Origin of the sequence: Bradyrhizobium sp. 35, assembly GCF_023073215.1 — a bacterium.
GTDB classification, from domain to species: domain Bacteria; phylum Pseudomonadota; class Alphaproteobacteria; order Rhizobiales; family Xanthobacteraceae; genus Bradyrhizobium; species Bradyrhizobium canariense_D.
Genome location: NZ_JADPJC010000133.1, coordinates 107770 through 130061, shown reverse-complemented (window position 1 = coordinate 130061; position 22292 = coordinate 107770). Strand labels below are relative to the sequence as shown.

The following is a 22292-nucleotide window of genomic DNA, read 5'->3' as shown; positions in this document are numbered from 1 at the left end:
TCAGTTCCCTCAGTCTGTCGATTTGGCTGATGCGAGCTGGCGCAGGGCTTCGCCGAGCCGCGCCGGATCGCCGTCGACCGCGATCTGCTTCAGCCGCGAGGTCGCTCCCGACAGGAGTTTGACGCTGGCCTTGGGCACGCCCAACGATTTCGCCAGCAGCACCAGAACGGCCTTGTTGGCCTCGCCGCCATCTGCGATAGCGCGCACCCGCACCTTGAGCACGCTGCGGCCATCGGAGAGCTGCTCGATCCCGTCGATGTCGTCGCGGACGCCGCGCGGCGTCACCCGCAGCGCGATGCCGATACCTGCGGCCCCGTAACGCCAAGGTTCCTTGATGACAAGGTTCTTTGGCAACCCAGGGCGCTCCAGCTTGCTTAGATCACGTTCGGGTAGATGTAATACAGGATCACCCGCTCGATGAACATGATGAGCAGGATCAGGATGATCGGCGAGATGTCGAGGCCGCCGAGGCTGGGCAGGAAATTGCGAATCGGAGCCAGGACCGGCTCGGTGATTCGGTACAGGAACTCCGCCACCGCCGAAACGAACTGGTTGCGGGTGTTCACGACGTTGAAGGCGATCAGCCAGGACAGGATCGCGGACGCGATCAGCAGCCAGACGTAGAGGTCGAGCACGATGATGACGATGTCGAGAACGGCACGCATGGCTTTTGAAGACTCTGACTTTTGAAAATTCTGGCTGCGGTCGGGATTGACGCCTGCTGCTAGATATCGGTTCCCCCCGGTCCAAACAAGGGAAGTCGGTGCCGGGATGGCTAAAACCGGGTTACACCCGTCCTTGACTTGACCTTGGCGGGGACTTAAATGGCGCCCGGTTGTCGGCCGCATTGACCAGAGCGGCCTACAAAAGGGGCCATAGCTCAGCTGGGAGAGCGCGTCGTTCGCAATGACGAGGTCGGCGGTTCGATCCCGCCTGGCTCCACCACGCTTCGCCCTTCGGGCTACGCGTGGCGCAGCCGCGCGGAGCTCGAGGGGCGAAGCGTGGTGTCCGGCGTAGCCCGCAGGGCGAAGACGGACTGCCCCTTAAGCTTCCCTACTTCCCCGTAAACCTCGGCGGCCGCTTCTCCATGAAGCTCGCGACCCCCTCCCGGAAATCGCTGCCGTTCAGCGCCACCATCATGTCCCGGTTGGCTTCGATCGTCGCCTCCGCCAGCGTCTGGAACGGCACCTCGTAGAGCTGCCGCTTGATCACGGCCATCGCGCTCGGCGAGACGAAATCGGCGAGGTCGCGCGCATAGGCATAGGTCTCCTCGCGCAGCTTCTCGGGCGAGCAGAGCCGGTTCACCAGCCCGATCCGCAGCGCCTCGTCACTCGAAACGCGGCGCGCCGAGAGCAACAGATCCATCGCGTTGGCGTGGCCGACGATTCGCGGCAGCATCCAGCTGATGCCGTGCTCGGCGATCAGACCACGCCGGGCGAAGGCGGTGGTGAACACGGTGTTGTCGGCGGCAAAGCGCAGGTCGCAATAGAGCGCGTGGACGAGGCCGATGCCGGCGGTCGCGCCATTGAGCATGGCGATGACAGGCTTTCCGATCGACGGGTAGAAGCCATGGCGCGTCTGCCAGTCCGGCCGCCGGTTCATGTCGAAGGGCGGCAGGTTCGACGCGCGCCTGACATCATCGGGGTCGAGCCCCTTCAATGCGTCCATGTCGGCACCGGCGCAGAAGGCGCGGCCCGCGCCGGTGATCACGATGACGCGGACATTGTCATCGGCGCTCGATGCTTCCATCGCATGGCGCACGTCGCGCTCCATGATCGGCGTCCACGCATTCATGCGATCGGGACGGTTGAGCGTGATGGTCGCGACCTTGTCGCTGACCTCATAGAGAATGTGTTCGTAAGCCATGGTGCTCTCCCTTTGTTTGCCGGCGCAGTTTCGCGCGCGCTCGTTGACATGAGCCTAGCATATCAAGGGATGAGACAAGGGCTTGTGCCAACGGCCTGGGAGGGCGCGATCACTCGGCGGCTTGCGCCAGCAACGGCCGACGCGCCAGCCAGCCGTCGATGAATTGATCAAGCCAGGCCCGTTCCGCGGCATCGTAGACGGCACGGTCCGCGAAGTGATGATGCCGCTGCCGCGCGCCGGGCGCGCTGAGACCGTCATAGCCGCGCGTGGTCCAGCAATGCATCATGGCGTAGGTCACGTCAGGATGAAACTGCACGCCGAAAGCGTTGCCGGTGCGGAACGCCTGCACCGGAAAATCATCGCCTTCGGCAAGCAGTTCAGCGCCAACCGGCAGCTCGAAGCCTTCGCGATGCCAGTGATAGACCCGTGCCGGCCAATTCGGGCAGAGCCCGTGTCCCGCGGGTGTCGGGCGGATCGGGTAGTAGCCGATCTGGGTCAGCGCATCGGCATGCGGCGCGACGCGGGCTCCTAACTGCTTCGCGAGCATCTGCGCGCCGAGGCAGATGCCGAGGAACGGCCGCTGTTCGCGGAGCGGAATTTCGATCCAGTCGATCTCGCGGCGGATGTAGTCGTCGGGATCATTGGCGCTCATCGGACCGCCGAAGACCACAGCGCCGGCATGCTGGTCGAGGGTCTCAGGCAGCGGATCGCCGAGGCGGGGACGGCGGATGTCGAGGCGGTGGCCAAGGGCGCGCAGCGCATTGCCGACGCGGCCGGGCGTCGAGGATTCCTGATGCAGGATGATCAGAACCGGCAACCGGGTTTCGAAGGCGGCGACATCAGGCGTCCTTCTGGGGAAGGGCACCACATCTGCGCCACCAAATCTGTCCGTCCGGAACGACATGGTCTTTGCGACTGCTATCGGTTCTGACCGCCAGCATAACTAAGCGATCGTTAATTTCGTGTGAGTTTGCGCACACACACTCCCGATAGAAAGCAAGCTCCGGGCCACGACCGACCGAGAGCTCCCTCTAGCGTCTTTGTCTCTGAAACCGGCTGGTGGCGGACAGGATGAAGCCGCGCGGGAAGAAGCGCAGCGCGAATGGCACAATCTTGATGCCCAGACCGGGGAGCACGGCCCGCTTGTTGGCCATCAGGCCGCGATAGGCCTGTCGTGCGACCTCAGCGGCAGGAACATTGAGAAGGGCCGTATCATGTCCGGACCCAACGCCGGCGCGCGCCTGGAATTCGGTGGGCACCGGGCCCGGGCAAAGTACGGTGACGCGAACGCCGTGCGGTGCAAGCTCCGCCCGCAAGGCCTCGGTGAAGGAAATGACATAGGCCTTGGACGCGTAATAGACCGCCATGCCGGGGCCGGGCAGATAGCCGGCGACCGATCCGACGTTGAGAAGGCCACCCTTGTTCCTGATCAGCTGATCGGCAAAGCGCAGCGACAGATCCGTCAGAGCCCGGACATTGACATCCACTATGCCGACCTGCTCGACGCGGTCGCGCTCAATTGCGTCGCCGAACACGCCGAAGCCGGCATTGTTGACGAGATGATCGAGCTCGACGCCTTCGGCAGCGAGTGCGGCGGCGATCTTCTCGCCGGCATCCGCATCCTCAAGATCGCAGGCGATCACGATCGGCTTTTTGCCACCCTTGGCAGCGAGCTCGTTTGCGAGCGCCTCGAGCCGGTCCGCGCGTCGCGCCGTCAGCGCAAGACGGTGTCCGTTCGCGGCGAACACACGCGCTAGCTCCGTGCCGATGCCCGCCGAGGCACCGGTGATCAACGTTACCCGCTCAGTCACGATCGAGATCTCTTGAATTGAAGTTTTTTTGGCGCCGCAATGCTGGAACGAGAGCATAGGCCGTGCGCGACAGGCAAGCGGCGTCCACCGCATAGCCACCTGAGCGGGAAACGGGGGAAGCAGGAAAACCCCGTTTTTACAGGGGAAAACCGGAACCAGGGCAGCCCCGAGGCTACATTAAAGTTTCGTCATGTGGTCCGCACAACCGCCAATTGGCGGTATTGGCAGTGATCACCCGCCGACCGCGCTGTCCTTGACCTGACCACCGGCACGATCTGCGACCGCGTGCTTCAGGTCGATCCGGTCGCGTTGCGAAATCCCGAGCAGGTCGGAGGCACGCCAGACCACATTATCCTCGAACTCGGTAACCTGGCCATCGGCATAGACCAGCTCCCACATCATCTGGACGACCCGCTTGCGGCCCTCTTCGTCGAGCGAGCGCATCATGATGCTGGTGAAGTGATAGAGGTCGACCGCCTCGCCCTCGACCTCCGTCGCATCCGCGATCAGACGATCCGCGGTGCCGCGATCGAGCCCAAAGTGGCTTTCGATCAGGCTGTGCAATTTGCGCTGCTCGGCAGCCGTCGGCTGGCCGTCCAGCGAGATCACGTGAACCAGCAGCGCGGTCGCCGCCAGCCGGTAATCACCGTCACCGAAAGCGCGGTCCTGGGCATGGGGAGCAACAATGTCGGCGATGAATTGGCGCAGGCCGTCGAGCATAAGGTCCTACCGAAATCGATGAAGCCGCGGAGCGCGACCGCTACCAGCATTATATGAGTAGGAAATTCAACCGGCGCAACGTGCGTCAGTTCCGCGCGTCGCATTACGTTTCGGCAATCTGAGTCTGTGATTTTGGAGTAGGGCAAGGCAAGTGCGCACATGTGGTCCCGGCGAAGGCCGGGACCCATAACCACAGGCTGCGGTTTGGCGAAGGCTTTGGTAACGACCATCCAGCCTGTTTCGGAAATCACGCGGTATGGTCCCGGCCTTCGCCGGGACGACACCAGTCACGGTATCTCGTACACCACCATCTTGTCGGCGATGCCGCGCAGTGCGGCCTGCTTCTGGATCGGCCTGATTTCGCGCTGCTTGAGGACTTCGGCAACCGCCGGCGCATCCAGCACCGGGCCGGTGATGTGAATCTCCTGCGCGGTCGAGAGGCTCTGCACGCGGGCGGCGATGTTGACGGTCTGGCCGAAATAATCCTGCCGCTCGTTCAGCATCACCGCGAGGCACGGACCTTCGTGGATGCCGATCTTGACGATGAGATCGGCAGTACCGCGCTTTTTGTTGAGCTCGTCCATCGCCGCGCGCATCCGCAAACCCGCTGCGATCGCATGCTCGGGACGGACGAAGGTCGCCATCACGGCGTCGCCGATGGTCTTCACCACCGCGCCTTTCTCGGAGGAGATGATCTCGAGCAGCGCATGGAAATGCGCGCGCACGAGGTCGAAGGCGGCAAGATCGCCGACGCGCTCATAGAGCGCGGTCGATCCCTTCAGATCGGTGAACAGGAAGGTCAGCGAGGTGATCTGGAGCCGCTGGTCGAGACTGAGATTGTCCGCCTTGAACACATCACGAAACGTCTGGTTCGACAGCATCCGCTTGGCGGTCAGGAACGGCTTGCGCTTGCCGATGAGGTGATGGAGCGCCTCGGCCGCGATGAACACCGACGGCAGCACGCGTACGCCGGCCTGGTTCTCCAGCGACAGCCGCAGCGGGCCCGGCCGCATGGTCGTGGTTCCCGTCGGCGCCTGCACCCTGTTGTACATGATGGCGAGCTGCTGACGGTCCTTGGTGGGCTCGCCCTGCACGTCGATGAAATGCGCCGCGTGCGTCACCGGTTCGAAGATGATGATGAAATCGTCCGGCAGTTGCAGCGACATGGTCGCCTTCTCGCCGGCCGGGAGCTCCATCGTGTCCAGCGTCACCTCGTTGGCGAGCGTCGCAAACGATTCCTTGTTGAAGTCGACGCCGGAACTCCAGAACACCTGCTTGAAGTACTCCCACACCGGAAGCGTATCGGGATCATGCGCCGCAATGCGCCGGACACGTGAATTGACGGTGAAGGAGACTTCGACCTGATCATCGACGGAGGCCTTGTAGCCGCAGGCGCACAGCGCACAATGATAATTGTCTGGCTTGAGCGCCTTCAGGGTCGAGTGCGCACCCAACACGCCGCCGCAGCCCGGGCACAGCACATTCCAGCCCAGATCGAACAGGCCGAGCCGCGCCGAATGCAGGAATGCCGAGATCGCGTGCTCTTCATCGAGACCGTGCTGCTTCGCGAAATCGAGTACATTGACGCGGTTGAGCTCGTGATCTTCGCCGTCCTCGATGAGGCGCGCGATCGCGTCGACCACTTTCGCATCGGCGGTCTGCTTCAGAACGGAAAACTGGGCCTGGATATCGCTCATGGCGCAACTCTATCTGGAGTGGATCACGCCGTCGGCCAGGCGAACGCCTGTCACCGACGCGTGATGCGGAACAGCGGCGACCGGTCCGGCTGGGTCGTGACGACGCCGAGCGGAATGACAGGGCTGGTATCGGCAAGCTCGACACGGAACGCACCGATCAGCCGGGCCAGCGCCAGCACGGATTCGGCTTGCGCGAAGGGGGCGCCGACGCAGACGCGCGGACCCGCGCCAAAGGGCAGATACGCGAATCGATCGGGCGCTTCCGTGGACATGAAGCGTTTTGGAATGAACGCGTTCGGCTGATCCCACAGCTTCTCGTGCCGGTGCAGCAGCCACGGTGCGATCATGATGATGTCGCCCTTGCCGATGGCGACGCCGGCCGCGTTGTCCTTCTCGCGCGCGGCCCGGGCGATCAGGAAGGCCGGCGGATAAAGCCGCATGGTCTCCTCGATCACGGCGCGGGTGAACTTCTGCCGATCGATGTCGGCCATGCTGTCGAGGTGCTCGCCGCGGGTCTCGGAGGCGATCTCCTCCTGCGTATCGGGATCGAGCGCGAGCAGATAGAGCGCCCAGAACAGCGCGGTCGCCGTGGTCTCGTGACCCGCGAGGATCATAGTCGCGACTTCGTCGACCAGTTGTTCGTCCGAAAAGCCCTTGCCGGTTTCAGGGTCACGCGCCTCGTCCATGAGATCGAAAAGATCGCGCGGCGGCGCGCCGTCTTTCTTGCCCATCTCACGCCGCTCGGCGATCAGCATCGCGACGAATTCGGTCCAGCGCTTGCGGAAACGGGCGCGGGCAAAATCCATCGGACTCGGCCAGGACAGCGGCAGCACCATGTCGAGCAAGTACGGCCGTCCGAGTCGGGCTCCATACTCCATGACGAAGTTGCGCAAGGTCAGACCATGCCGGTCCATGCCGAACGAGAACATGGTGCGGCCGGCGATCTCCAGCGTCATGCGCTGCATGATCTCGCGCAGATCGACCGGCTCGCTCGTTCGCCCGTCGAGCTTTGCGATGGTCTCGTCGAGCACCGCCGTCATGTGCGGAACGAGATTTGCTGTCGCACGCGGCGTGAACGCCGGCGCGAGGGTGCGGCGCTGAAACGTCCACGAATGGCCCTCCGCAATCAGAAGACCGTCGCCGAGCACGGGACGAAGCATGCGGATGCCCGCCGGAGTACGCGAATAATTCTCGTAATTGCTGAGCAGGACATGCCGGATCGCATCCGGCCGGTTCAGGATGAAGCTGTTGCGGAAGAAGAAGCGGCCTTCAATGACGTCTTCCTCATAGGCGCGCTGCCCCCAGGTCGCGATCATATTCCGCTTGATCACGGCAAGCCGGCCGAGGAACGACATGTCGTCGGGCGCTCGCGGCGGCGTCGGAGGGACGATGGGCCGACGCACGCTGGCGATGTTCATGGCTCTCTCCCGGAGGGGTGGCGCAGGCAGTTAGCTAGTAAGTCAGCTCGGCAATCGCAATCCTGTTCTCGGAGGCAGGCCAGGCGCGTGCCACAATTCGTTCTTCGTTGAATTCGGCCACGATGTTACGCCCGACCTCGCCGGCCGGAAGGCGCAGTGTTGCTGTCGAATCCGTGGGCACACCCGATTTGACGTCCGCCGGCTCCTTGCCGTCGAGCAGCACCACGTCCCGCGGCAGGCCGAAATAGCCGCGCGGACGCGACATGATCACGACGGCCCCGGCGTCCTTGTCCGCGGGACCGAGCGGGCGCGCGGCGCGCAGGTGAACGACGTCGGACGAGCGCGGGAAGGGCGAGCGGTAGATGTGCGTCGTCGGCGCATCCGGCGCTGCGAGGGCGAATTCGAGCGACCAGGAAGGTTCGACCTGCGCCGGTCCCCAGCGGCCGTCGGCACCGGTCTTCGCGCTGTGCACGGCGCTGCCCTTGCGCTCACCGGTTTCAGGATCAACCCGAAAGATATCGACGGTTGCACCGGCCACCGGCCGATTGGTCGGCGCACCGCCCGGTGTGCCCGTCACGAGGCCGCTCAGCCTGACGCTCTGCTCCGGCACAATCGAGATTCGCGCGGGCTCGCGGCCGGCAATGAACTTATAGATCTCGCGGAAGGCTCGGGGGTGAAACGCCACCTCGCGATGATCGAGTGCGCCCAGCACGAGGTTGGTGGCCCCCTTCAACTCCGGACCTTCGACGCTGACGCCGGTCGGCGTGCCGGGCTTGCCGATGAAGCGGCCATCGGCCTGCGCGTATTTGTCCATGCCGTCGCTGCGCAAGGTCAGGAAGGCAACACCCGGCGTCACCTCACTCTCGCCCTCGTTCAGGCCGAGCAGGAACGCGCCGCGGCCGTTGAACTCGCTGTTGGGCTGGTCGTCAGTCGCGAACACGCCGTGATTGGGCGTGCCGCACAGCACGGCGTGGCTGACATCGCCGGCGCCGCCGTTCTTGATGACGTTGCGGATGGCATAGCCGCCGCGCGAGCTGCCGACCAGCGCCACGCGGGCGGCGCCGGTGCTGCGCTTCAATTCGGCTATGGCGGCGGCGAGCTCGCGGCGCTGGTCCTCGGTCGAGGAGCGGCCCGCCTGCTCGACCTTGTCGTCACTTCGCGCATTGGGATCGTTGAAATTGATCGCATGCATGCGATCGCGCGCAATGCCGTTGGATTCCATCCGCCACAAGGTCGTCATCCAGAGCGCGTCGTAGTCGCCATTGCCGTGGACGAACAGGATTGGCGGCACCTCGCTCGGCGCAGTGGGTGCGGATTGAGCCAATGCGCCCGTGCGCAAGCTCGCAATTGCGAAGGGCAAGCTGCCGGCACCTTGCAAGATCATCCGTCGTGACAGCTTCATCTGTTCCTCCCCGGCAAAAGCATCTCTGTGCACCGCTTATACCGGCCTAACCACTGGACAGCGAAGGACTTTCGCGGGCATCACTGAACTTGCCGAAATCGCCCAAAGACCACGCCGACGCCACTTCTGCCAGCCCATTTGGAAGGGGATATGACCGAGCAGACGAACCGTCAGAAAATTGACGCCGACGGCATCATGGCGCCGCTACGGTACACCGTGTTCCGGCGCATCTGGCTCGCCAGCCTGCTCTCCAATCTCGGCCTGCTGATCCAGGGCGTGGGCGCCGCCTGGGCGATGACGCAGATGGCGGCCTCGGCGGACAAGGTGGCGCTGGTACAGACCGCCCTGATGCTGCCGATCATGCTGATCTCGATGCCGGCGGGCGCCATCGCCGACATGTATGACCGCCGTATCGTCACCCTGATCGCGCTCATGATCGCGCTGACTGGCGCGACCGCACTCACGGTCCTGGCCTGGCTCAACTTCATTTCCCCGGAAACGCTGCTCGCCTTCTGCTTCGTGGTTGGCAGCGGCAACGCACTGTTCGGTCCGGCCTGGCAGTCCTCGGTCAGCGAGCAGGTGCCGCCCGATGCACTGCCGTCAGCCGTCGCGCTGAACGGCATCAGCTACAACATCGCCCGCAGCTTCGGCCCTGCGGTCGGCGGTGTCATCGTCGCCGCACTCGGTGCTGTCGCGGCGTTCGCGTGTAACGCGATCCTCTATTTGCCGCTGTTGGTGGTGCTGCTGCTCTGGCGGCGCAACACCGAACCCTCGCGCCTGCCGCGGGAGAAGCTCAACCGCGCCATGGTATCGGGCTTCCGCTACATCACCAATTCGCCGCCGATCAAGATCGTGCTGTTGCGCACGCTGGTGATGGGCCTGATTGGCGGTGCCATCATGGCGTTGATGCCGCTGGTCGCACGTGATCTGCTGCATGGCGGCGCGCAAACCTACGGCATCATGCTCGGCGCCTTCGGAATGGGCGCTGTGATCGGCGCGCTCAACATCCACGAATTGCGCAAGCGCATGAGCGGCGAAGCCGCGATCCGCGCCTGCACCATCTCGATGGCGTTTGCGATGGCCGCTCTCGCCGTGAGCACCGAGCCGGTGCTGACCGCGGCTGCGCTGGTGCTCGCCGGCGCGGTCTGGATGGCCGCCATCGCGCTGTTCAATATCGGCGTGCAGCTCTCGGCGCCGCGCTGGGTCGCCGGCCGCTCGCTCGCGGCGTTTCAGGCTTCGATTTCCGGCGGCATCGCGATCGGCGCCTGGGGCTGGGGCCATCTCACCGACTATGCCGGCGTCGAGGTAGCGCTGCTGACGGCCGCCGGCCTGATGCTGATCTCGCCGGTGCTCGGAATCTGGCTCACGATGCCGCGCGTCGGCGCCCGCAACGAAGACGCCGATCTGCTGGCCGATCCGGAAGTCAAATTGTCGCTCACGGCGCGCAGCGGGCCGCTGGTGGTCGAGATCGAATACCGCGTCGCCCAAGAGAACGCCCGCGCCTTTCACAACGTGATGCAGGACGTGCAGCTCTCTCGCCAGCGCAACGGCGCCTATGGCTGGTCGATCGCGCGCGACATCGCCGATCCCGAATTGTGGACCGAGCGCTATCATTGCCCGACCTGGCTCGACTATCTGCGCCAGCGCAACCGCTCGACCCAGTCCGAACGCGCGCTGCATCAGGAGGCGATCGATTTCCACATCGGCCCGGATCCGGTGCGGATCCGCCGCATGCTCGAGCGTCCGTTCGGCTCGGTGCGCTGGAAAGAGGAGACGCCGGACCAGGCAGCAAGTGAGGTGCTGCCCGTGGTCGCCACTGCGGCGGGAAGCAGCACTTAGGTTTTGCGAGTCCGTAGCGACGTCTTACTGCCCGTGATCCGTCAGCACCTTGTCGCAGCCCTTGGTGAGCCGCGTACGGTTCTGCTTGAGGCAGGCGAGCACGGCGCCATCGCCATTGTTCATCACCGGACGGCAGAAGCGCGTGACGTCGCGCGCGCAGGCGTCGTGACCGGGCTGCTGCGCTGACGCAGTCGATGCAAACAGGATCAATGGAATGATGCAAAGAAATCTGGTCATCGCGTAATGCCTCTTACCCGGAAGATGTGCGGGCGAAGCTAGAGCGACGATCCCGAAGCCGCAACGGCTTTATTGGCAGACGGGCTTGCGCCGCCGCGGCGCTCCGGCATCACGCCGGGGCACATCGCGAGGGGAGCTAACCGACGCAACGACGCTATCGTTGCTGTTACTGATCGACTCTTATTGACTGTCCTGGGCGTCAGCGACCTTGCGTGACGCGCCGCCCTTGGCGAGATCCTTGTCCATCACCGCACGGCAACCGGCGCTCAGATCCGAACGATGCTTCATCATGCACGCCGTGATCTTCGGGATGTTCGGGATTTCCGACGAGCACAGGCGGAAAGCGTCGCCGGTGCACTGCTGCTGCGCTTCGGACGAGAAGGCGAAGCTCGAGCCGGTCGAGGCGATCGAGAGGATGGCGGCAAAGCCCAGAGCCAGGCTGACGTCGCGGATCTTGCTACTTAAGGACTTGATGTTCAGCGAGTTGGTCATTTGAAGCTCCCATTGGCACCGCGGAAGCGGGCCCGCCGTTGTTGATGGGATTGACCATGCTCCAGCAAAACAGTTCCGACTGTGATGACGGTCACGGGAGGCTCACCCTCTGTGACCTCGGTCACGCTGGCGCACCTCGCTGAAATTCCTCCATATCCGCTGTCGTGTTGGTGTCACGTTAACTGTTCCTTCGCATTAATGGCTCGTCGAGCGGGAAATTCCGCCGGTTTGGTTGCGTAATTGGAAAGAATGGCGATGCGTAATGCGTTGGGCCTGATGCTGGCCAGTGTAGTTGCGGCGGTCGTGATTGCCGCCGGCGGTTGGTTTTATTATTCCTCGCGCGCCGACCAGGCCGCTCCCAAGACGATTGCCGCCCGTGCCGCCGATCCATTGCCGGCACAGGCGAAGCTCGCCGCCAAGGACGACGTCGCGATCACGGCCGCGATTGCGGCCAAGCCGGCGGCAGCCGCCTCGGCGCCCGCACCCGCGCCGATGCCGGTTCAGCAGAAATCGACCTGCGCCAATCCCAACGCGCTCGGCGTCTCCCGCGTGGTCGAGATCGACACCACCGGCGGTCCGGGCTTCGGCTTCGATCATTTCAAGCAGTTCGACTTCCTCACCGACAAGGAGGTCGTGCTGACGTTCGACGACGGCCCCTGGCCGGTCAACACGCCCGCCGTACTGAAGGCGCTCGCGGACGAATGCGCCAAGGGCCTGTTCTTCTCGGTCGGCAAGCATGCGACCTACCACCCGGAGATCCTGCGCCAGGTGCTGGCCCAGGGCCATACGGTCGGCACGCACACCTGGTCGCACGTCAATCTGAACGGCAAGAAGATGACCGAGCAGATGGCCAAGGACGAGGTCGAAAAGGGCATTAGCGCGGTGAAATACGCGCTCGGCACCAACCCGGCGCCGTTCTTCCGCTTCCCGCAGCTCCAGCACAATCCGGCGATCGTGAGCTATTTCGGCACCCGAAACGTCGCGATGTTCTCGACCGACATCGACTCCTTCGATTTCAGGAAGGGCGCCACGCCGGAGAAGATCATCGAGACCGTGATGACCAGGCTCGACAAGCTCGGCAAGGGCATCATCCTGATGCACGACTTCCAGAAGCACACCGGCGAAGCCATGCCCGCGCTGCTCGCGCGGCTGAAGGCCGGCGGCTACAAGATCGTGCAGATGAAGGCCAAGACGACCCTCCAGTCGCTGCCGGAATATGACGAGGCGCTGCTGAAGGACCTAAAGGTGCCGACCTCGAGCGCGCGTCCGATCGGGAGCGTGGTGCAGACGGTTTCGCAGTAACGCGCCCGATCAGATTCAAAACTCTCGCGTGATGGCCGGGCTTGTCCCGGCCATATCCTTTTGAGAGCGGGCATCTTACCAGTAGATGCCATGGCGATGCAGCTCGCTGATGATGCGGCCTTCGGTCCAGCTGCGCTTGTGCTTCGGCTTGTCTGCCTTGGCCGTTGTCTTCGCGGCGGGTTGCGTCGTCGTCGCGGGCGCTGAGGCCGTCGTGGTCGTGGGTGTGGCAACCGCCGCGGGCGCATTGAGCGACACCGCCGGCGGGCGATCGAGATATTTCGGAGCTTCGGCGGCAGGCGCTGCTTCGCTCACCTGCGTCGGCGCGGCGGCAAGCGCCGGCGTCGTTTGCTGAACCGAAGCCGGCTCGCTCACCGCGGACAGCGACAGGCTGCGCGGGCCTCCGGCCTGGGCAGAGGCAGAGACCAGCACCATGGCGGTCACCAAAATGATCTTGCGCATATGAAATCTCCCCGTGTTTGGCGTGAGCTGGACACTAGGGGAGCCGATTGCGAGTTTATGTGATCACGATCACTCAGGGTGGCGCTCGATCCCGAACGCGTCCGTTGCGATGGAACGGCAGCTCTCTGTGCGATAGTTGTGGACGCTGCGAACGACAACTATAGTTGGCCGTCCTCGCTGATCTTCGAATTGTCTAATGTATAAGGTCTTTCCACATATGAAGGAAGGCGAGTCTACACCGTCTCGCCCGCAGTCAACTGCCGCTCGGGATGGTCATCGTGCGGAAGCACCCCGCTCTAGTCCGCTAGGGCGAACCTCTGAACCACCCACAAAGCTGAGCGACCCAATTAGCGAGTCGCGATGGCACAAATTCGGCCGCGTCGCCCTTGGGTACCGCCGTCGCGCCCATGCGACGTACATCAAAGCGCTACTGTCTACAGACCTGCGCCTGCAACGAACGATCCAGCAAGTCGCCTCCAAAGGATCAACGCTCCTCGCGACAATTGTGTCCGTGATAATCTCGGTGCTCTTCTACACCATCGCTGACAGCACGGATATCAAAGCAAGTGAGATGCACTTAGCCGCCGCCCAAATAATTGGCGCTGCGCTTGCGCTAGTTTTGTCTCTTTCAATTATTCCTGCGCAACGCGCCGCCGAATTATTTTCTATCTCTGTTTTGCAGCAGTTCGCTAAGGATCGTGCTCTTCTCGGCGTTTTTTTGATTTTGGTGGCGACTACGATGCTCTCGCTCTTGGTGGGGACGCGGTGGTCCGTCCGGCTCGATCCGAAGATGTCCCTGGTGCTGCAATTCCTTCTTCTTGGAATATCATTCGATGCTCTGCGCCGCTTCTACGTTTCAACACTTAACCTGCTTGCACCAGAGTCGGCCATCCGACAAATCGTACGGGTCAGCAGCGCGCAGATTCGCAGGATAGGACGAGCTGCTGAGAAGGTGGTCGCAATTCAAGTCGTTGCTAACGGCGCGCCGAGTAAGATGGATCAGACACTCCACGCACAAACAATTGTGCGCACGCGCTTACCTCAAGGACTCCAACACTCGATTGCGCAACTTGAGGAATTTGCGCACCGTTTCATTGCTCGCCGCGACTCGAATGCGACCATCGAAACCCTCGGCGCGCTTGAAACTATCGCTACCGAATACTCAGACCTACGAAAGAAGAGCATAACGCTTCATGTAGATCCCAAATTTCCATTTGCTGGATACCTGAGCGACGTATCGGACGTATTGAATCCCATCTACGAGAGCATACTGCACATCATAGAGGACGCGATTGCCGCCAAGAACGAGCGAGTTGTGCAACATTCAATCTCGTCAATGGGCCGGATGACATTGCAGGCTATGTCTGTTGTCGCGCCCGGCGCGGCAGAGCAGAGAGTAGCGCCGCTGGCCTATAGTGCTTGCTTTTACCTTCACCGCGCGGCGCGTTTGGTGCTTGCGGCCAACATGCCCGACGCAAAATTGCGTGCTATTTCCAGTTTCGGAGCCGTGCTTCAAAACCGCTCGACTGATGTGGGCTCTACGGAAACAACAATGGAGGCGAACGAGGCGCTCTTTGACATTGCTGTGGATGGATACGGTAAGTCGGATCAGATTTCGGTGTTCCGCTCGTTTGAAGCCATTCTTTTCGCGGTCCGTTTTGAAATCGAGAACGACTTGTTCGAAGTAGGGTCGCTAAAATCGACGTTAGACCAAATTTCCGAACTAATTCCGTCCGAGATATTGGCTGACGCCGCAGGTAAACGCCGTTTACACGTTTTCCCGGCTTACGCACTCGGCTTTGAAGCTAGCATCCCGGCGCTGGTCGAAAGCATCGCGGCAAAGATCAAGGTTGATCCAGAGCGGCCATGGAACGATCCCTTCGCCGATCTATCTGAGGCCGCGGAAGAAGTCCGCGGGCATTACCGACGCCTGTCGAGTATCGATTTTCAAGGCACCCTATTGGCCAAATGGGTGCTGGACTCCCTCGATGCGATTCTGAAAGTGCTCATGCGCCAGATCGCGCATCCACCTTCAGGTGCAGAGGAATTTATCTCGACGGTTGTGGATGACCTAAAGCCACTCATAACTTGGGTGGGAGGATTTTTTCCTGCTGATCGTCCTGCAAAGGGACACCACTTGTCCGACGCGACGGCCAATCTTGCGGTCTTTGGACTCGATGCGCTCGACAAAGGCCGGCCCGACATCGCGCAGACCTGCGCAGAAACAATCGAAAGAATTGCTGATAACGTCGGGGGAAAGATCAGCGCCTATAACTTGGCCGACATACATGTCGATCTAGAAGTTATTGCCCGAGCCGGTGAAAGGACAGCCGGAAAAGCGTTTGCTGCAAACGTTCGATCCATGATCTCTCTGCCCGCAAATCTCGACCAAGATAGTCAAAAGCATCACCTTGAAGCGCGGGCAACACGGTTTGCCCAATTGGACGAAGCTGTATCAAAGGCAGGCCGTCGGCCGTACTCAATGAAAGCCGATCCTGCCGAGCGCCTGCACGCGTTCTTTGAAATTCATCCGCAGCGATAGTGCATGCCCGGCGGTGATAGCGAGGATCGATGCAATGGCGACGGATGATGACCGCAAGCTAATAACCGCCGCGCGAGACGCGCTGCACCTGAAGCAGACGCCTGCAACCTCTCGACACCCGTTCGGCGCGAGGCTGTCACCCATGTCTTAGGTACGTTCCGTTACCCATGTCTTCGGGCCGGACACTGGGGCGCTGGTGCCGCAAGAGGGATTCGAACCCCCGACCCCGTCATTACGAATGACGTGCTCTACCAACTGAGCTATTGCGGCGAACCTTGCCGGGGCCCGCGCGAGGCCGGTCCCGTTACGCGCGCTCCTGATATCGGGCATGGCCCGAATTGGCAAGGTGGCGCCGGCTCCCAAATGCCGCTCACCCGCCCCAGCGAGACCAGAATCCGCGCCAGCCGCCGGCCTGGGCCTTTGCGTGGTCCCTGGGCGTGCCGATTTGTTCCGTAAATTCATCGCTCGGACCCTCGTCATCGATCCCGGGATCATCAGGCGCGCGGACGATCGGGATGACGGCGGGAATAGGCGCTGGTGCCGGCTTGCCAAGGTCGGCGCGGGTCCGGAACACCGGCGTTGCCGCCGCGGACGATGATTCGGCGATCTCAGGGGCCGGTTTGAGCGGCTCGGCAGGCGTGACGACCGGCTCTTCCTTGACGGTTTCTTTGGCGGTCTCCTCGACGGCTTCCTTTAAGATTTCCTGGGCTTCAAGGGGCGGCGAATTGTCCTGCGGAGCGGGCACCGGATCCGGCGCCATGACAGCCGGTTCCACCGGGCTCTCGCTCGGGGCCGCCGTCACCCGCTTCGGCGGCGGAGCCGCCAGCATCGCTTCCTCGAAGGCCGAGGATTCGATCATGGCGCCTTTGTCGGAAGGAAGACTCGCGACTGGCGTTTGCCACTGGAAGGCGTCAAGACGGCCGGTGACCGGGGAAACCGGACGCCAGCGGTCGCTGACATAACCGTCCGCAGTCCAGGCCGGATCATGGCGGGCGCGCACCGCGCGCAAGGTCCAGGCGCGGGCCCGGCCGCCGTCACCATGCTCGGTCCGCTCGATCTCGGCCATCAGCATCGCCACGCGCTGGGTGGGATCGTTGACGTAAGGCGCCAGCACCGCGCGCGCACGGGCAAACTCGGACGCATCGATCGCGGCGCGCGCGATCGCCAGCTGGCCCTCGATATAGCCAGCATTGTCGGCAGAAATCTTGGCCGCAAGCGTCTCGACCCGCTGCAGGCGCTGCCGCGCGGAATCGCCGAGCTTCACATGCGCATAGGCATCCGCAAGATCAGGATGCGGATTGGCGAGCCAGGCGGTTTCCACCAGCTTCATGGCGCGGCGCACCTGATGCGCCTCGCTCTCGAATTTTGCAGCGAGCACTGCGGCCGGAACCAGGGTCGGCGCGAGCTTGACCGCCTGCATCACGCTCTCGCGCGCGACGTCGCGGTCCATTGTTTCCAATTCCAGCGCGCGGGCGGCGAGCAGCACGCCGCGCTGGCGGCGATAGGCCTGCTTGTCGATCAGGCCCGCGGACAGATTCGAATCGAGGATCGCGAGCGCGCCGCTCCAGTCGCCGCGCGCGCAGCGGAAGCCGAGCACCGCATGCGAGGCCCAGGTCGAGGACGGCGACAGCTTGATCGCTTCCTCGGCGATCATCACGGCGCCGACCGCATCGTCGGCGCGCTGCGCCTCGATGAACAGGCCGCGCAGGCCGAGCAGGCGCGTGTCCTCGCGCTCGGCCATGGCACGGAAGACGCGCTGGGCCTCGTCGCGATTGCCCTCGAGCTGCGCCGATTGCGCATGCAAGAGAAGCGCGAGCGGATCGTTTGCAGCCAGCCGCCGCGCGGTATCGGCGTGGCGACGGGCAAGCGCGGTGTCGCCATGGCCGATCGCAAGCAGGCCGTGGGTGATGGCGTGGCGGCCGCGAGCATGGCGCTTTTCGTGACGACGGCGGCGCAGACGCCCCGGAGCGCGCCAGGCCATCGTCAGCAGGCTCCAGACCAGCACGACTGCCGCGGCAAAGAGACCAAGCAAGAACACGAAGCGGGGAAGCGTCGTTGTGGCGCGGAAAGCGCCCGCAGTCAGGACGAGGTCGCCGGGCTGATCGGCAACCCAGGCCGCGCCGGCCGCCGCCAGTGCGATCAGAACGAGGAAGAGGACGATGCGAAGCATGACGATCCCTATACGCGCTGATTGTTGCGCGAACCTTTATTGACCAGGCTTGACGAGATCCGCCATGGCGGCGTCGGCGAATTTGCGTGACGCGGCGAGCGCGGCGTCACGGGCATCGGTCTTGTCGAGCCAAGCTTGCGCCGGTGCACGATCGGCCTCGGGCAGCGTTTTCAACTCGCGCCGCGCCTCGACGAAATCGTTGCGCAACGCAGCCGCCGTCACCCGCGCGACGATCGCGCCGCGATCGTTGCCGACCCCGTCGGTACGCTCGATGCGGACGAGTTTCGACGCCCCCGCCTGAAGGCGCTCGACGATTCCGGTGCCGCTGGCCGGAGCTTCCGCCGGCGGCGACAATTTTGGCACGATGTTGAGGAGCTCGCGACTCAAGGCGACCGGCGTCGGAATGCCTGACGACGCAAAGGTGTCGAGCGGCTTCAGCATCTCCGGCTTTGCTGCCAGCGACCGCGCGGCGGCGAGCTGCGACTCGTAGGCATCGCCATGGCGAACGGCGACGTCGAGCAGGGCCGCCGCCACCACATGGCGCAGCGGCTTGTCGTCCATCGTTTTCGCGTCGGCGATCTTCTCGCTTTGCTGTGCGAGTTCCGCACGTTCGGTCTTGCTGGCACGTTCGAGCTGAGCGAGGCGGTCGTTGAGAGCGGCAAGATCGGGCGCGGCAGCGCGCGGCGCCGATGTCGCGTCGTTTAGGGCGCTGGCAGTCTTGTCGGATTGTGCGCGCAGATTGGCGATCTCGCTGCGCAGGCTCGTTGCGGATTTCTCCAGCGCATCGATCCGCGCCACCATGGCCGGATCGGCGGCCGGCTTGCCCGTCTTGGCTTCGACCGCGGCCACGCGCCCGCTCAGCGCCTCGACGGTTGCGCCCGTCACTTGCGGAGCAGCCGGCGGCGCCTGCACGGCAGGCCAGCCCAGCATCCAGCCGACCGCGATCACGATTGCGGCTGCGACGGCGCCGGAGAACGCAGCGATAACCCAGGGTGAAATCGACGGCGATACCGACGCGGACGCAACGGAAGACTCTTCTTCGGCAGGTTCGGGCTGCGGCGCGGCAATAGCTTCTTCGGACCTTACCTCTTGAGACTTTTCCTCTTGAGACTTGCCCTCTTCAGATTTGGCTTGCTCATGCGCGGCCTGTTCGGTCGCTGCCCCAGCCTCAGGCTCGCCCGTCACCTGCTGCGGCTGAGTCGAGACTTCCGTCGCCTCGAGGTCGATGGTGGGCGGGATGCGCTTGGCGCGGCCGGACTCGGGAGCCAATCCTGCGTCTTCAGGCTTGTCGTCGGCCATCGTGACGGTTCCTCACACTTACCTGCCCTGAACGAACGGACCCGATTGCGTCGGATTCGGCCCGACCTCTTACGCCAAACGGGTGCGCAAAGCACGCTCCAAGGTGTCAAATAAGGCATTTTCGTCCGGCGTCGCCGCAACCAGAACCTGCGAGGCACCGGCCTCGCGCAGTACGCCGGCGACCGGCTCGGACAGGCAGCACTGCGGGATCGCCAGAGCCGAGATTTCGACACCTTCCGCCCGCGCGGCCTCCAGGAAAGCCCGCGCGCTGCGCCGGGAGTAGTGCAGCACCGCCTCGATCCCATGGGCGGCAAAGCCTTCACAGACATCGCGCGGCAACAGCTTGACTGGCGCCATGCGATAGGTCGTCTGCGTGATGACGATGAAGCCTTCGGCGCCCAGCTCCCCGCCGAGGTCGCGCGACAGATCCGCGCCCGCGAGATAGAGCAACGTGCTCTTTTTCTTCAGCCGCTTGTCGCGCGCGCTCTGCATCACCTTGTCGCGCAGGGCAGCGGCATCGCCACCGGCGACGATCACCTCGGCAAAACCGGCATCGCGCCCGGCGGCAGCCGTGTGCTCGCCGACCGCGAACAGCGGCAGCTGCAGGAGACCAAGGTCCGGTAATTGCGATGCGACGCCACGGATCGCATTGGCCGATGTGACAATGACGGCGCTGTAGCTCGTTTCACTCTCGTCATGGAAGGCGACCGGCTCGAACTTGAGCACCGGCGCGAGCAGCACCACATGACCCCGTGCACGCAGATTTTCCGACGTCGCCTCATTGTCGGGATGCGGCCGTGTGACAAGAATGGACATCGCTTGTGTTCCCGAACCACGTGGCGGTGGCGCTTTCACGAGGAACGGCAGCGCGTGACGATTGCGTTGGCCGACCCCGGAATGCTACCGGACGTACCAGAACTCTGCTTTGCGGATGAGCGCAAGGGGGCGGGAAGGGCGCAAATTGGATAACAATTCGCCAATGCTGGTACTGGGCATCGAAACCACCTGCGACGAGACCGCCGCGGCGGTGATCGAGCGTGCGCCTGACGGCAGCGGCAAGATCCTGTCCAATATCGTGTGGTCGCAGGTCGAGGAGCATGCCCGTTTCGGCGGCGTGGTACCGGAGATCGCGGCCCGCGCCCATGTCGACCTGCTCGACGGCATCATCGACCGCGCCATGACTGAGGCCGGCATCGACTTCGCCCAGCTCGACGGTGTCGCGGCCGCCGCGGGCCCGGGACTGATCGGCGGCGTCATCGTCGGGCTCACCACCGCGAAGGCGATCGCGATGGTGCACGACACGCCGCTGGTCGCGGTGAACCATCTGGAAGCGCATGCGCTGACACCGCGCCTGACCGACGCACTCGAATTTCCCTATTGCCTGTTTCTCGCCTCGGGCGGCCATACCCAGATCGTTGCCGTCACCGGCGTCGGACAGTATGTGCGGCTCGGCACCACCGTCGACGATGCGATCGGCGAAGCCTTCGACAAGGTGGCGAAGATGCTGGGGCTGCCCTATCCGGGCGGCCCGCAGGTCGAGCGCGCGGCAGCCAACGGCGATGCCGCGCGATTTGCGTTTCCGCGGCCGCTGCAGGGACGCCCCGACGCCAACTTCTCACTCTCGGGATTGAAGACAGCGGTGCGCAACGAAGCAAGCCGGTTGGCCGAGATCACACCGCAGGACGTCAACGATCTCTGCGCGAGCTTCCAGGCCGCCGTGCTCGACTCCACCGCCGACCGGCTGAGCGTCGGCCTGAAACTCTTCCGCGAGCAGTTCGGTGCACCGCGTGCGCTGGTGGCGGCCGGCGGTGTCGCCGCCAATCAGGCGATCCGCGGCGCGCTGCATGACGTTGCGAGGAAAGCCGGAACACAATTGATCATGCCGCCGCCGGCGCTCTGCACCGACAATGGTGCAATGATCGCCTGGGCCGGCGCGGAACGTCTCGCGCTCGGCATGACCGACACGATGGAAGCACAGCCTCGCGCGCGCTGGCTGCTCGATGCGAACGCGACGGCACCGGCCGGATACGGCAAGACACGCGCGGGATTCTAGCAATGACAGCGTTCCGATCTGTCGCGGTGATCGGCGCGGGCGCCTGGGGCACGGCGCTGGCGATGGTGGCGGCGCGGGCCGGACGGAACGTGACGCTGTGTGCGCGCAATTCCGAGCACGCGACGCGAATCGCATCGAGCCGCGACAATCCGCGGCTGCCGGGCGTGCGGCTTGCGCCGGAGATCATCGTCACGAGCGACCTGGCCCTCGCCGCACGCGCGGACATGCTGCTGATCGCAGTGCCCGCGCAGCATCTGCGCGGTGCTGTCAACATGCTCGCCTCGCACCTGGAAAAGCCGGTGCCGATCATTGCCTGCGCCAAGGGCATCGAGCACGGCACCCATAAATTCATGACCGACGTGATCGCCGAGGCCGCGCCTCACGCGCAGCCGGCGATCCTGTCGGGCCCGAGCTTTGCCGACGATGTCGCGCGTGGCCTGCCGACGGCGGTGACGCTGGCCGCAAAGGACGACGCCTTGGCGAGCCACCTGGTGCAGGCGCTGGGCTCGCCGACGTTCCGGCCCTATCACTCCACCGATGTCCGCGGCGTCGAGATCGGCGGCGCCGCCAAGAACGTGCTGGCGATCGCGGTCGGCATCGCGGTCGGGCGCAAGCTCGGCGCTTCCGCCCAGGCCGCACTTACCACCCGCGCCTTTGCCGAGCTGACACGCCTCGGCCGCGCGCTCGGCGCACGCAGCGAAACACTCACGGGCTTGTCTGGCCTCGGCGATCTGATCCTGACCTGCTCGAGCCCACAATCGCGCAATTTTGCGCTCGGCCTGTCGCTTGGCCGCAGCGAGCAGCCGCCCGCCGGCAAGCTTGCCGAAGGCGAATTCACCGCGCCGGTACTGATCGAGCTCGCGGCTTCGCAAAACATCGAAATGCCAGTATCGGAAGCCGTCGCATCGATCCTGACCGGCAGAAGCACGATCGACGCCGCGATCTCGGGGCTCATGACGCGACCTTTCAAGGCGGAGGAATGAAC

General features: G+C 63.9%; 20 protein-coding genes and 2 tRNA genes. 6 read left to right on the top strand and 16 right to left on the bottom strand.

Going from position 1 to position 22292, the window contains the following annotated elements; genetic code table 11:
- Positions 1-9: 9 nt before the first annotated feature.
- Both IVB36_RS27610 and IVB36_RS27605 read right to left on the bottom strand, forming a co-directional pair.
- Positions 10-354, bottom strand: coding sequence for a DUF167 domain-containing protein (locus IVB36_RS27610; protein WP_247393732.1), 345 nt, complete (start codon positions 352-354; stop codon positions 10-12).
- A 20-nt stretch (positions 355-374) separates the two neighbouring features.
- On the bottom strand, positions 375-665 hold the full coding sequence (locus IVB36_RS27605; RefSeq protein ID WP_007598721.1) for a YggT family protein: 291 nt from the start codon (positions 663-665) through the stop codon (positions 375-377).
- A 204-nt stretch (positions 666-869) separates the two neighbouring features.
- On the opposite strand from IVB36_RS27605, the gene IVB36_RS27600 reads away from it, so the two are divergent.
- Positions 870-945: transfer RNA gene (locus IVB36_RS27600), tRNA-Ala, on the top strand.
- Positions 946-1053: 108 nt separating this feature from the next.
- Here the strand turns inward: IVB36_RS27600 and IVB36_RS27595 are convergent.
- From IVB36_RS27595 to IVB36_RS27565, 7 genes are all read right to left on the bottom strand, one after another.
- A complete protein-coding gene (locus tag IVB36_RS27595) occupies positions 1054-1866 on the bottom strand; it encodes an enoyl-CoA hydratase (protein WP_018459743.1) in 813 nt (270 codons plus the stop codon).
- Positions 1867-1975: 109 nt separating this feature from the next.
- Positions 1976-2770 (bottom strand): glutamine amidotransferase, encoded by a 795-nt coding sequence (locus tag IVB36_RS27590; protein WP_026233871.1) that lies wholly within the window; start codon positions 2768-2770, stop codon positions 1976-1978.
- A gap of 127 nt (positions 2771-2897) precedes the next feature.
- A complete protein-coding gene (locus IVB36_RS27585; RefSeq protein WP_026233870.1) occupies positions 2898-3677 on the bottom strand; it encodes an SDR family oxidoreductase in 780 nt (259 codons plus the stop codon).
- A gap of 231 nt (positions 3678-3908) precedes the next feature.
- Positions 3909-4397, bottom strand: coding sequence for a TerB family tellurite resistance protein (locus IVB36_RS27580; RefSeq protein WP_085359631.1), 489 nt, complete (start codon positions 4395-4397; stop codon positions 3909-3911).
- A gap of 287 nt (positions 4398-4684) precedes the next feature.
- Positions 4685-6094, bottom strand: a complete 1410-nt coding sequence (locus tag IVB36_RS27575; RefSeq protein ID WP_018459739.1) for an adenylate/guanylate cyclase domain-containing protein — start codon at positions 6092-6094, stop codon at positions 4685-4687.
- A 50-nt stretch (positions 6095-6144) separates the two neighbouring features.
- Positions 6145-7512: a cytochrome P450 gene (locus IVB36_RS27570; protein ID WP_018459738.1), complete on the bottom strand. Its 1368-nt coding sequence runs from the start codon at positions 7510-7512 to the stop codon at positions 6145-6147.
- Between the two features lie 34 nt (positions 7513-7546).
- A complete protein-coding gene (locus tag IVB36_RS27565) occupies positions 7547-8914 on the bottom strand; it encodes a twin-arginine translocation pathway signal (RefSeq protein ID WP_018459737.1) in 1368 nt (455 codons plus the stop codon).
- Positions 8915-9064: 150 nt separating this feature from the next.
- Here IVB36_RS27565 and IVB36_RS27560 point away from each other — a divergent pair, with 150 nt between their 5' ends.
- On the top strand, positions 9065-10753 hold the full coding sequence (locus tag IVB36_RS27560) for an MFS transporter (protein ID WP_018459736.1): 1689 nt from the start codon (positions 9065-9067) through the stop codon (positions 10751-10753).
- A 24-nt stretch (positions 10754-10777) separates the two neighbouring features.
- On the opposite strand, the gene IVB36_RS27555 is transcribed toward IVB36_RS27560, so the two are convergent.
- Both IVB36_RS27555 and IVB36_RS27550 read right to left on the bottom strand, forming a co-directional pair.
- The gene (locus IVB36_RS27555; RefSeq protein ID WP_018459735.1) at positions 10778-10990 is read right to left on the bottom strand and encodes a hypothetical protein; all 213 of its coding nucleotides are present in this window, start codon (positions 10988-10990) and stop codon (positions 10778-10780) included.
- A 180-nt stretch (positions 10991-11170) separates the two neighbouring features.
- Entirely contained in the window at positions 11171-11482 is a 312-nt protein-coding gene (locus IVB36_RS27550; protein ID WP_018459734.1) for a hypothetical protein, read from the bottom strand.
- Between the two features lie 255 nt (positions 11483-11737).
- On the opposite strand from IVB36_RS27550, the gene IVB36_RS27545 reads away from it, so the two are divergent.
- The gene (locus tag IVB36_RS27545; protein WP_247295801.1) at positions 11738-12784 is read left to right on the top strand and encodes a polysaccharide deacetylase family protein; all 1047 of its coding nucleotides are present in this window, start codon (positions 11738-11740) and stop codon (positions 12782-12784) included.
- Positions 12785-12859: 75 nt separating this feature from the next.
- Here IVB36_RS27545 and IVB36_RS27540 read toward each other — a convergent pair whose 3' ends face one another.
- The gene (locus IVB36_RS27540) at positions 12860-13243 is read right to left on the bottom strand and encodes a hypothetical protein (RefSeq protein ID WP_018459732.1); all 384 of its coding nucleotides are present in this window, start codon (positions 13241-13243) and stop codon (positions 12860-12862) included.
- 523 nt (positions 13244-13766) lie between these two features.
- On the opposite strand from IVB36_RS27540, the gene IVB36_RS27535 reads away from it, so the two are divergent.
- Positions 13767-15785: a hypothetical protein gene (locus IVB36_RS27535; protein ID WP_247393729.1), complete on the top strand. Its 2019-nt coding sequence runs from the start codon at positions 13767-13769 to the stop codon at positions 15783-15785.
- 194 nt (positions 15786-15979) lie between these two features.
- Here the strand turns inward: IVB36_RS27535 and IVB36_RS27530 are convergent.
- The 4 genes from IVB36_RS27530 to IVB36_RS27515 all read right to left on the bottom strand — a co-directional run bounded on the left by IVB36_RS27530 (position 15980) and on the right by IVB36_RS27515 (position 20070).
- Positions 15980-16055 (bottom strand) — tRNA-Thr (locus IVB36_RS27530).
- Between the two features lie 100 nt (positions 16056-16155).
- Entirely contained in the window at positions 16156-17955 is a 1800-nt protein-coding gene (locus tag IVB36_RS27525; protein ID WP_018459703.1) for a heme biosynthesis HemY N-terminal domain-containing protein, read from the bottom strand.
- Positions 17956-17991: 36 nt separating this feature from the next.
- The gene (locus IVB36_RS27520) at positions 17992-19254 is read right to left on the bottom strand and encodes a hypothetical protein (protein ID WP_018459702.1); all 1263 of its coding nucleotides are present in this window, start codon (positions 19252-19254) and stop codon (positions 17992-17994) included.
- Positions 19255-19323: 69 nt separating this feature from the next.
- Positions 19324-20070 carry a uroporphyrinogen-III synthase gene (locus tag IVB36_RS27515; RefSeq protein WP_018459701.1) on the bottom strand — a complete coding sequence of 249 codons (747 nt, stop codon included), beginning with the start codon at positions 20068-20070 and terminating at the stop codon, positions 19324-19326.
- 163 nt (positions 20071-20233) lie between these two features.
- On the opposite strand from IVB36_RS27515, the gene tsaD reads away from it, so the two are divergent.
- Both tsaD and IVB36_RS27505 read left to right on the top strand, forming a co-directional pair.
- Positions 20234-21307 (top strand): tRNA (adenosine(37)-N6)-threonylcarbamoyltransferase complex transferase subunit TsaD, encoded by a 1074-nt coding sequence (gene tsaD / locus IVB36_RS27510; protein WP_018459700.1) that lies wholly within the window; start codon positions 20234-20236, stop codon positions 21305-21307.
- A gap of 2 nt (positions 21308-21309) precedes the next feature.
- Positions 21310-22290, top strand: a complete 981-nt coding sequence (locus tag IVB36_RS27505; protein WP_018459699.1) for an NAD(P)H-dependent glycerol-3-phosphate dehydrogenase — start codon at positions 21310-21312, stop codon at positions 22288-22290.
- Positions 22291-22292 lie beyond the last annotated feature (2 nt).

Excerpts from the sequence above, each read along its gene's own strand:
- IVB36_RS27570 (WP_018459738.1), bottom strand. The coding sequence starts at position 7,512 with ATGAACATCGCCAGCGTGCGTCGGCCCATCGTCCCTCCGACGCCGCCG.
- IVB36_RS27575 (WP_018459739.1), bottom strand. The coding sequence starts at position 6,094 with ATGAGCGATATCCAGGCCCAGTTTTCCGTTCTGAAGCAGACCGCCGAT.
- tsaD (WP_018459700.1), top strand. The coding sequence starts at position 20,234 with ATGCTGGTACTGGGCATCGAAACCACCTGCGACGAGACCGCCGCGGCG.
- IVB36_RS27525 (WP_018459703.1), bottom strand. The coding sequence starts at position 17,955 with ATGCTTCGCATCGTCCTCTTCCTCGTTCTGATCGCACTGGCGGCGGCC.
- IVB36_RS27555 (WP_018459735.1), bottom strand. The coding sequence starts at position 10,990 with ATGACCAGATTTCTTTGCATCATTCCATTGATCCTGTTTGCATCGACT.
- IVB36_RS27520 (WP_018459702.1), bottom strand. The coding sequence starts at position 19,254 with ATGGCCGACGACAAGCCTGAAGACGCAGGATTGGCTCCCGAGTCCGGC.
- IVB36_RS27560 (WP_018459736.1), top strand. The coding sequence starts at position 9,065 with ATGACCGAGCAGACGAACCGTCAGAAAATTGACGCCGACGGCATCATG.
- IVB36_RS27605 (WP_007598721.1), bottom strand. The coding sequence starts at position 665 with ATGCGTGCCGTTCTCGACATCGTCATCATCGTGCTCGACCTCTACGTC.
- IVB36_RS27515 (WP_018459701.1), bottom strand. The coding sequence starts at position 20,070 with ATGTCCATTCTTGTCACACGGCCGCATCCCGACAATGAGGCGACGTCG.
- IVB36_RS27590 (WP_026233871.1), bottom strand. The coding sequence starts at position 2,770 with ATGTCGTTCCGGACGGACAGATTTGGTGGCGCAGATGTGGTGCCCTTC.
- IVB36_RS27540 (WP_018459732.1), bottom strand. The coding sequence starts at position 13,243 with ATGCGCAAGATCATTTTGGTGACCGCCATGGTGCTGGTCTCTGCCTCT.
- IVB36_RS27505 (WP_018459699.1), top strand. The coding sequence starts at position 21,310 with ATGACAGCGTTCCGATCTGTCGCGGTGATCGGCGCGGGCGCCTGGGGC.
- IVB36_RS27595 (WP_018459743.1), bottom strand. The coding sequence starts at position 1,866 with ATGGCTTACGAACACATTCTCTATGAGGTCAGCGACAAGGTCGCGACC.
- IVB36_RS27580 (WP_085359631.1), bottom strand. The coding sequence starts at position 4,397 with ATGCTCGACGGCCTGCGCCAATTCATCGCCGACATTGTTGCTCCCCAT.
- IVB36_RS27565 (WP_018459737.1), bottom strand. The coding sequence starts at position 8,914 with ATGAAGCTGTCACGACGGATGATCTTGCAAGGTGCCGGCAGCTTGCCC.
- IVB36_RS27550 (WP_018459734.1), bottom strand. The coding sequence starts at position 11,482 with ATGACCAACTCGCTGAACATCAAGTCCTTAAGTAGCAAGATCCGCGAC.
- IVB36_RS27545 (WP_247295801.1), top strand. The coding sequence starts at position 11,738 with ATGCGTAATGCGTTGGGCCTGATGCTGGCCAGTGTAGTTGCGGCGGTC.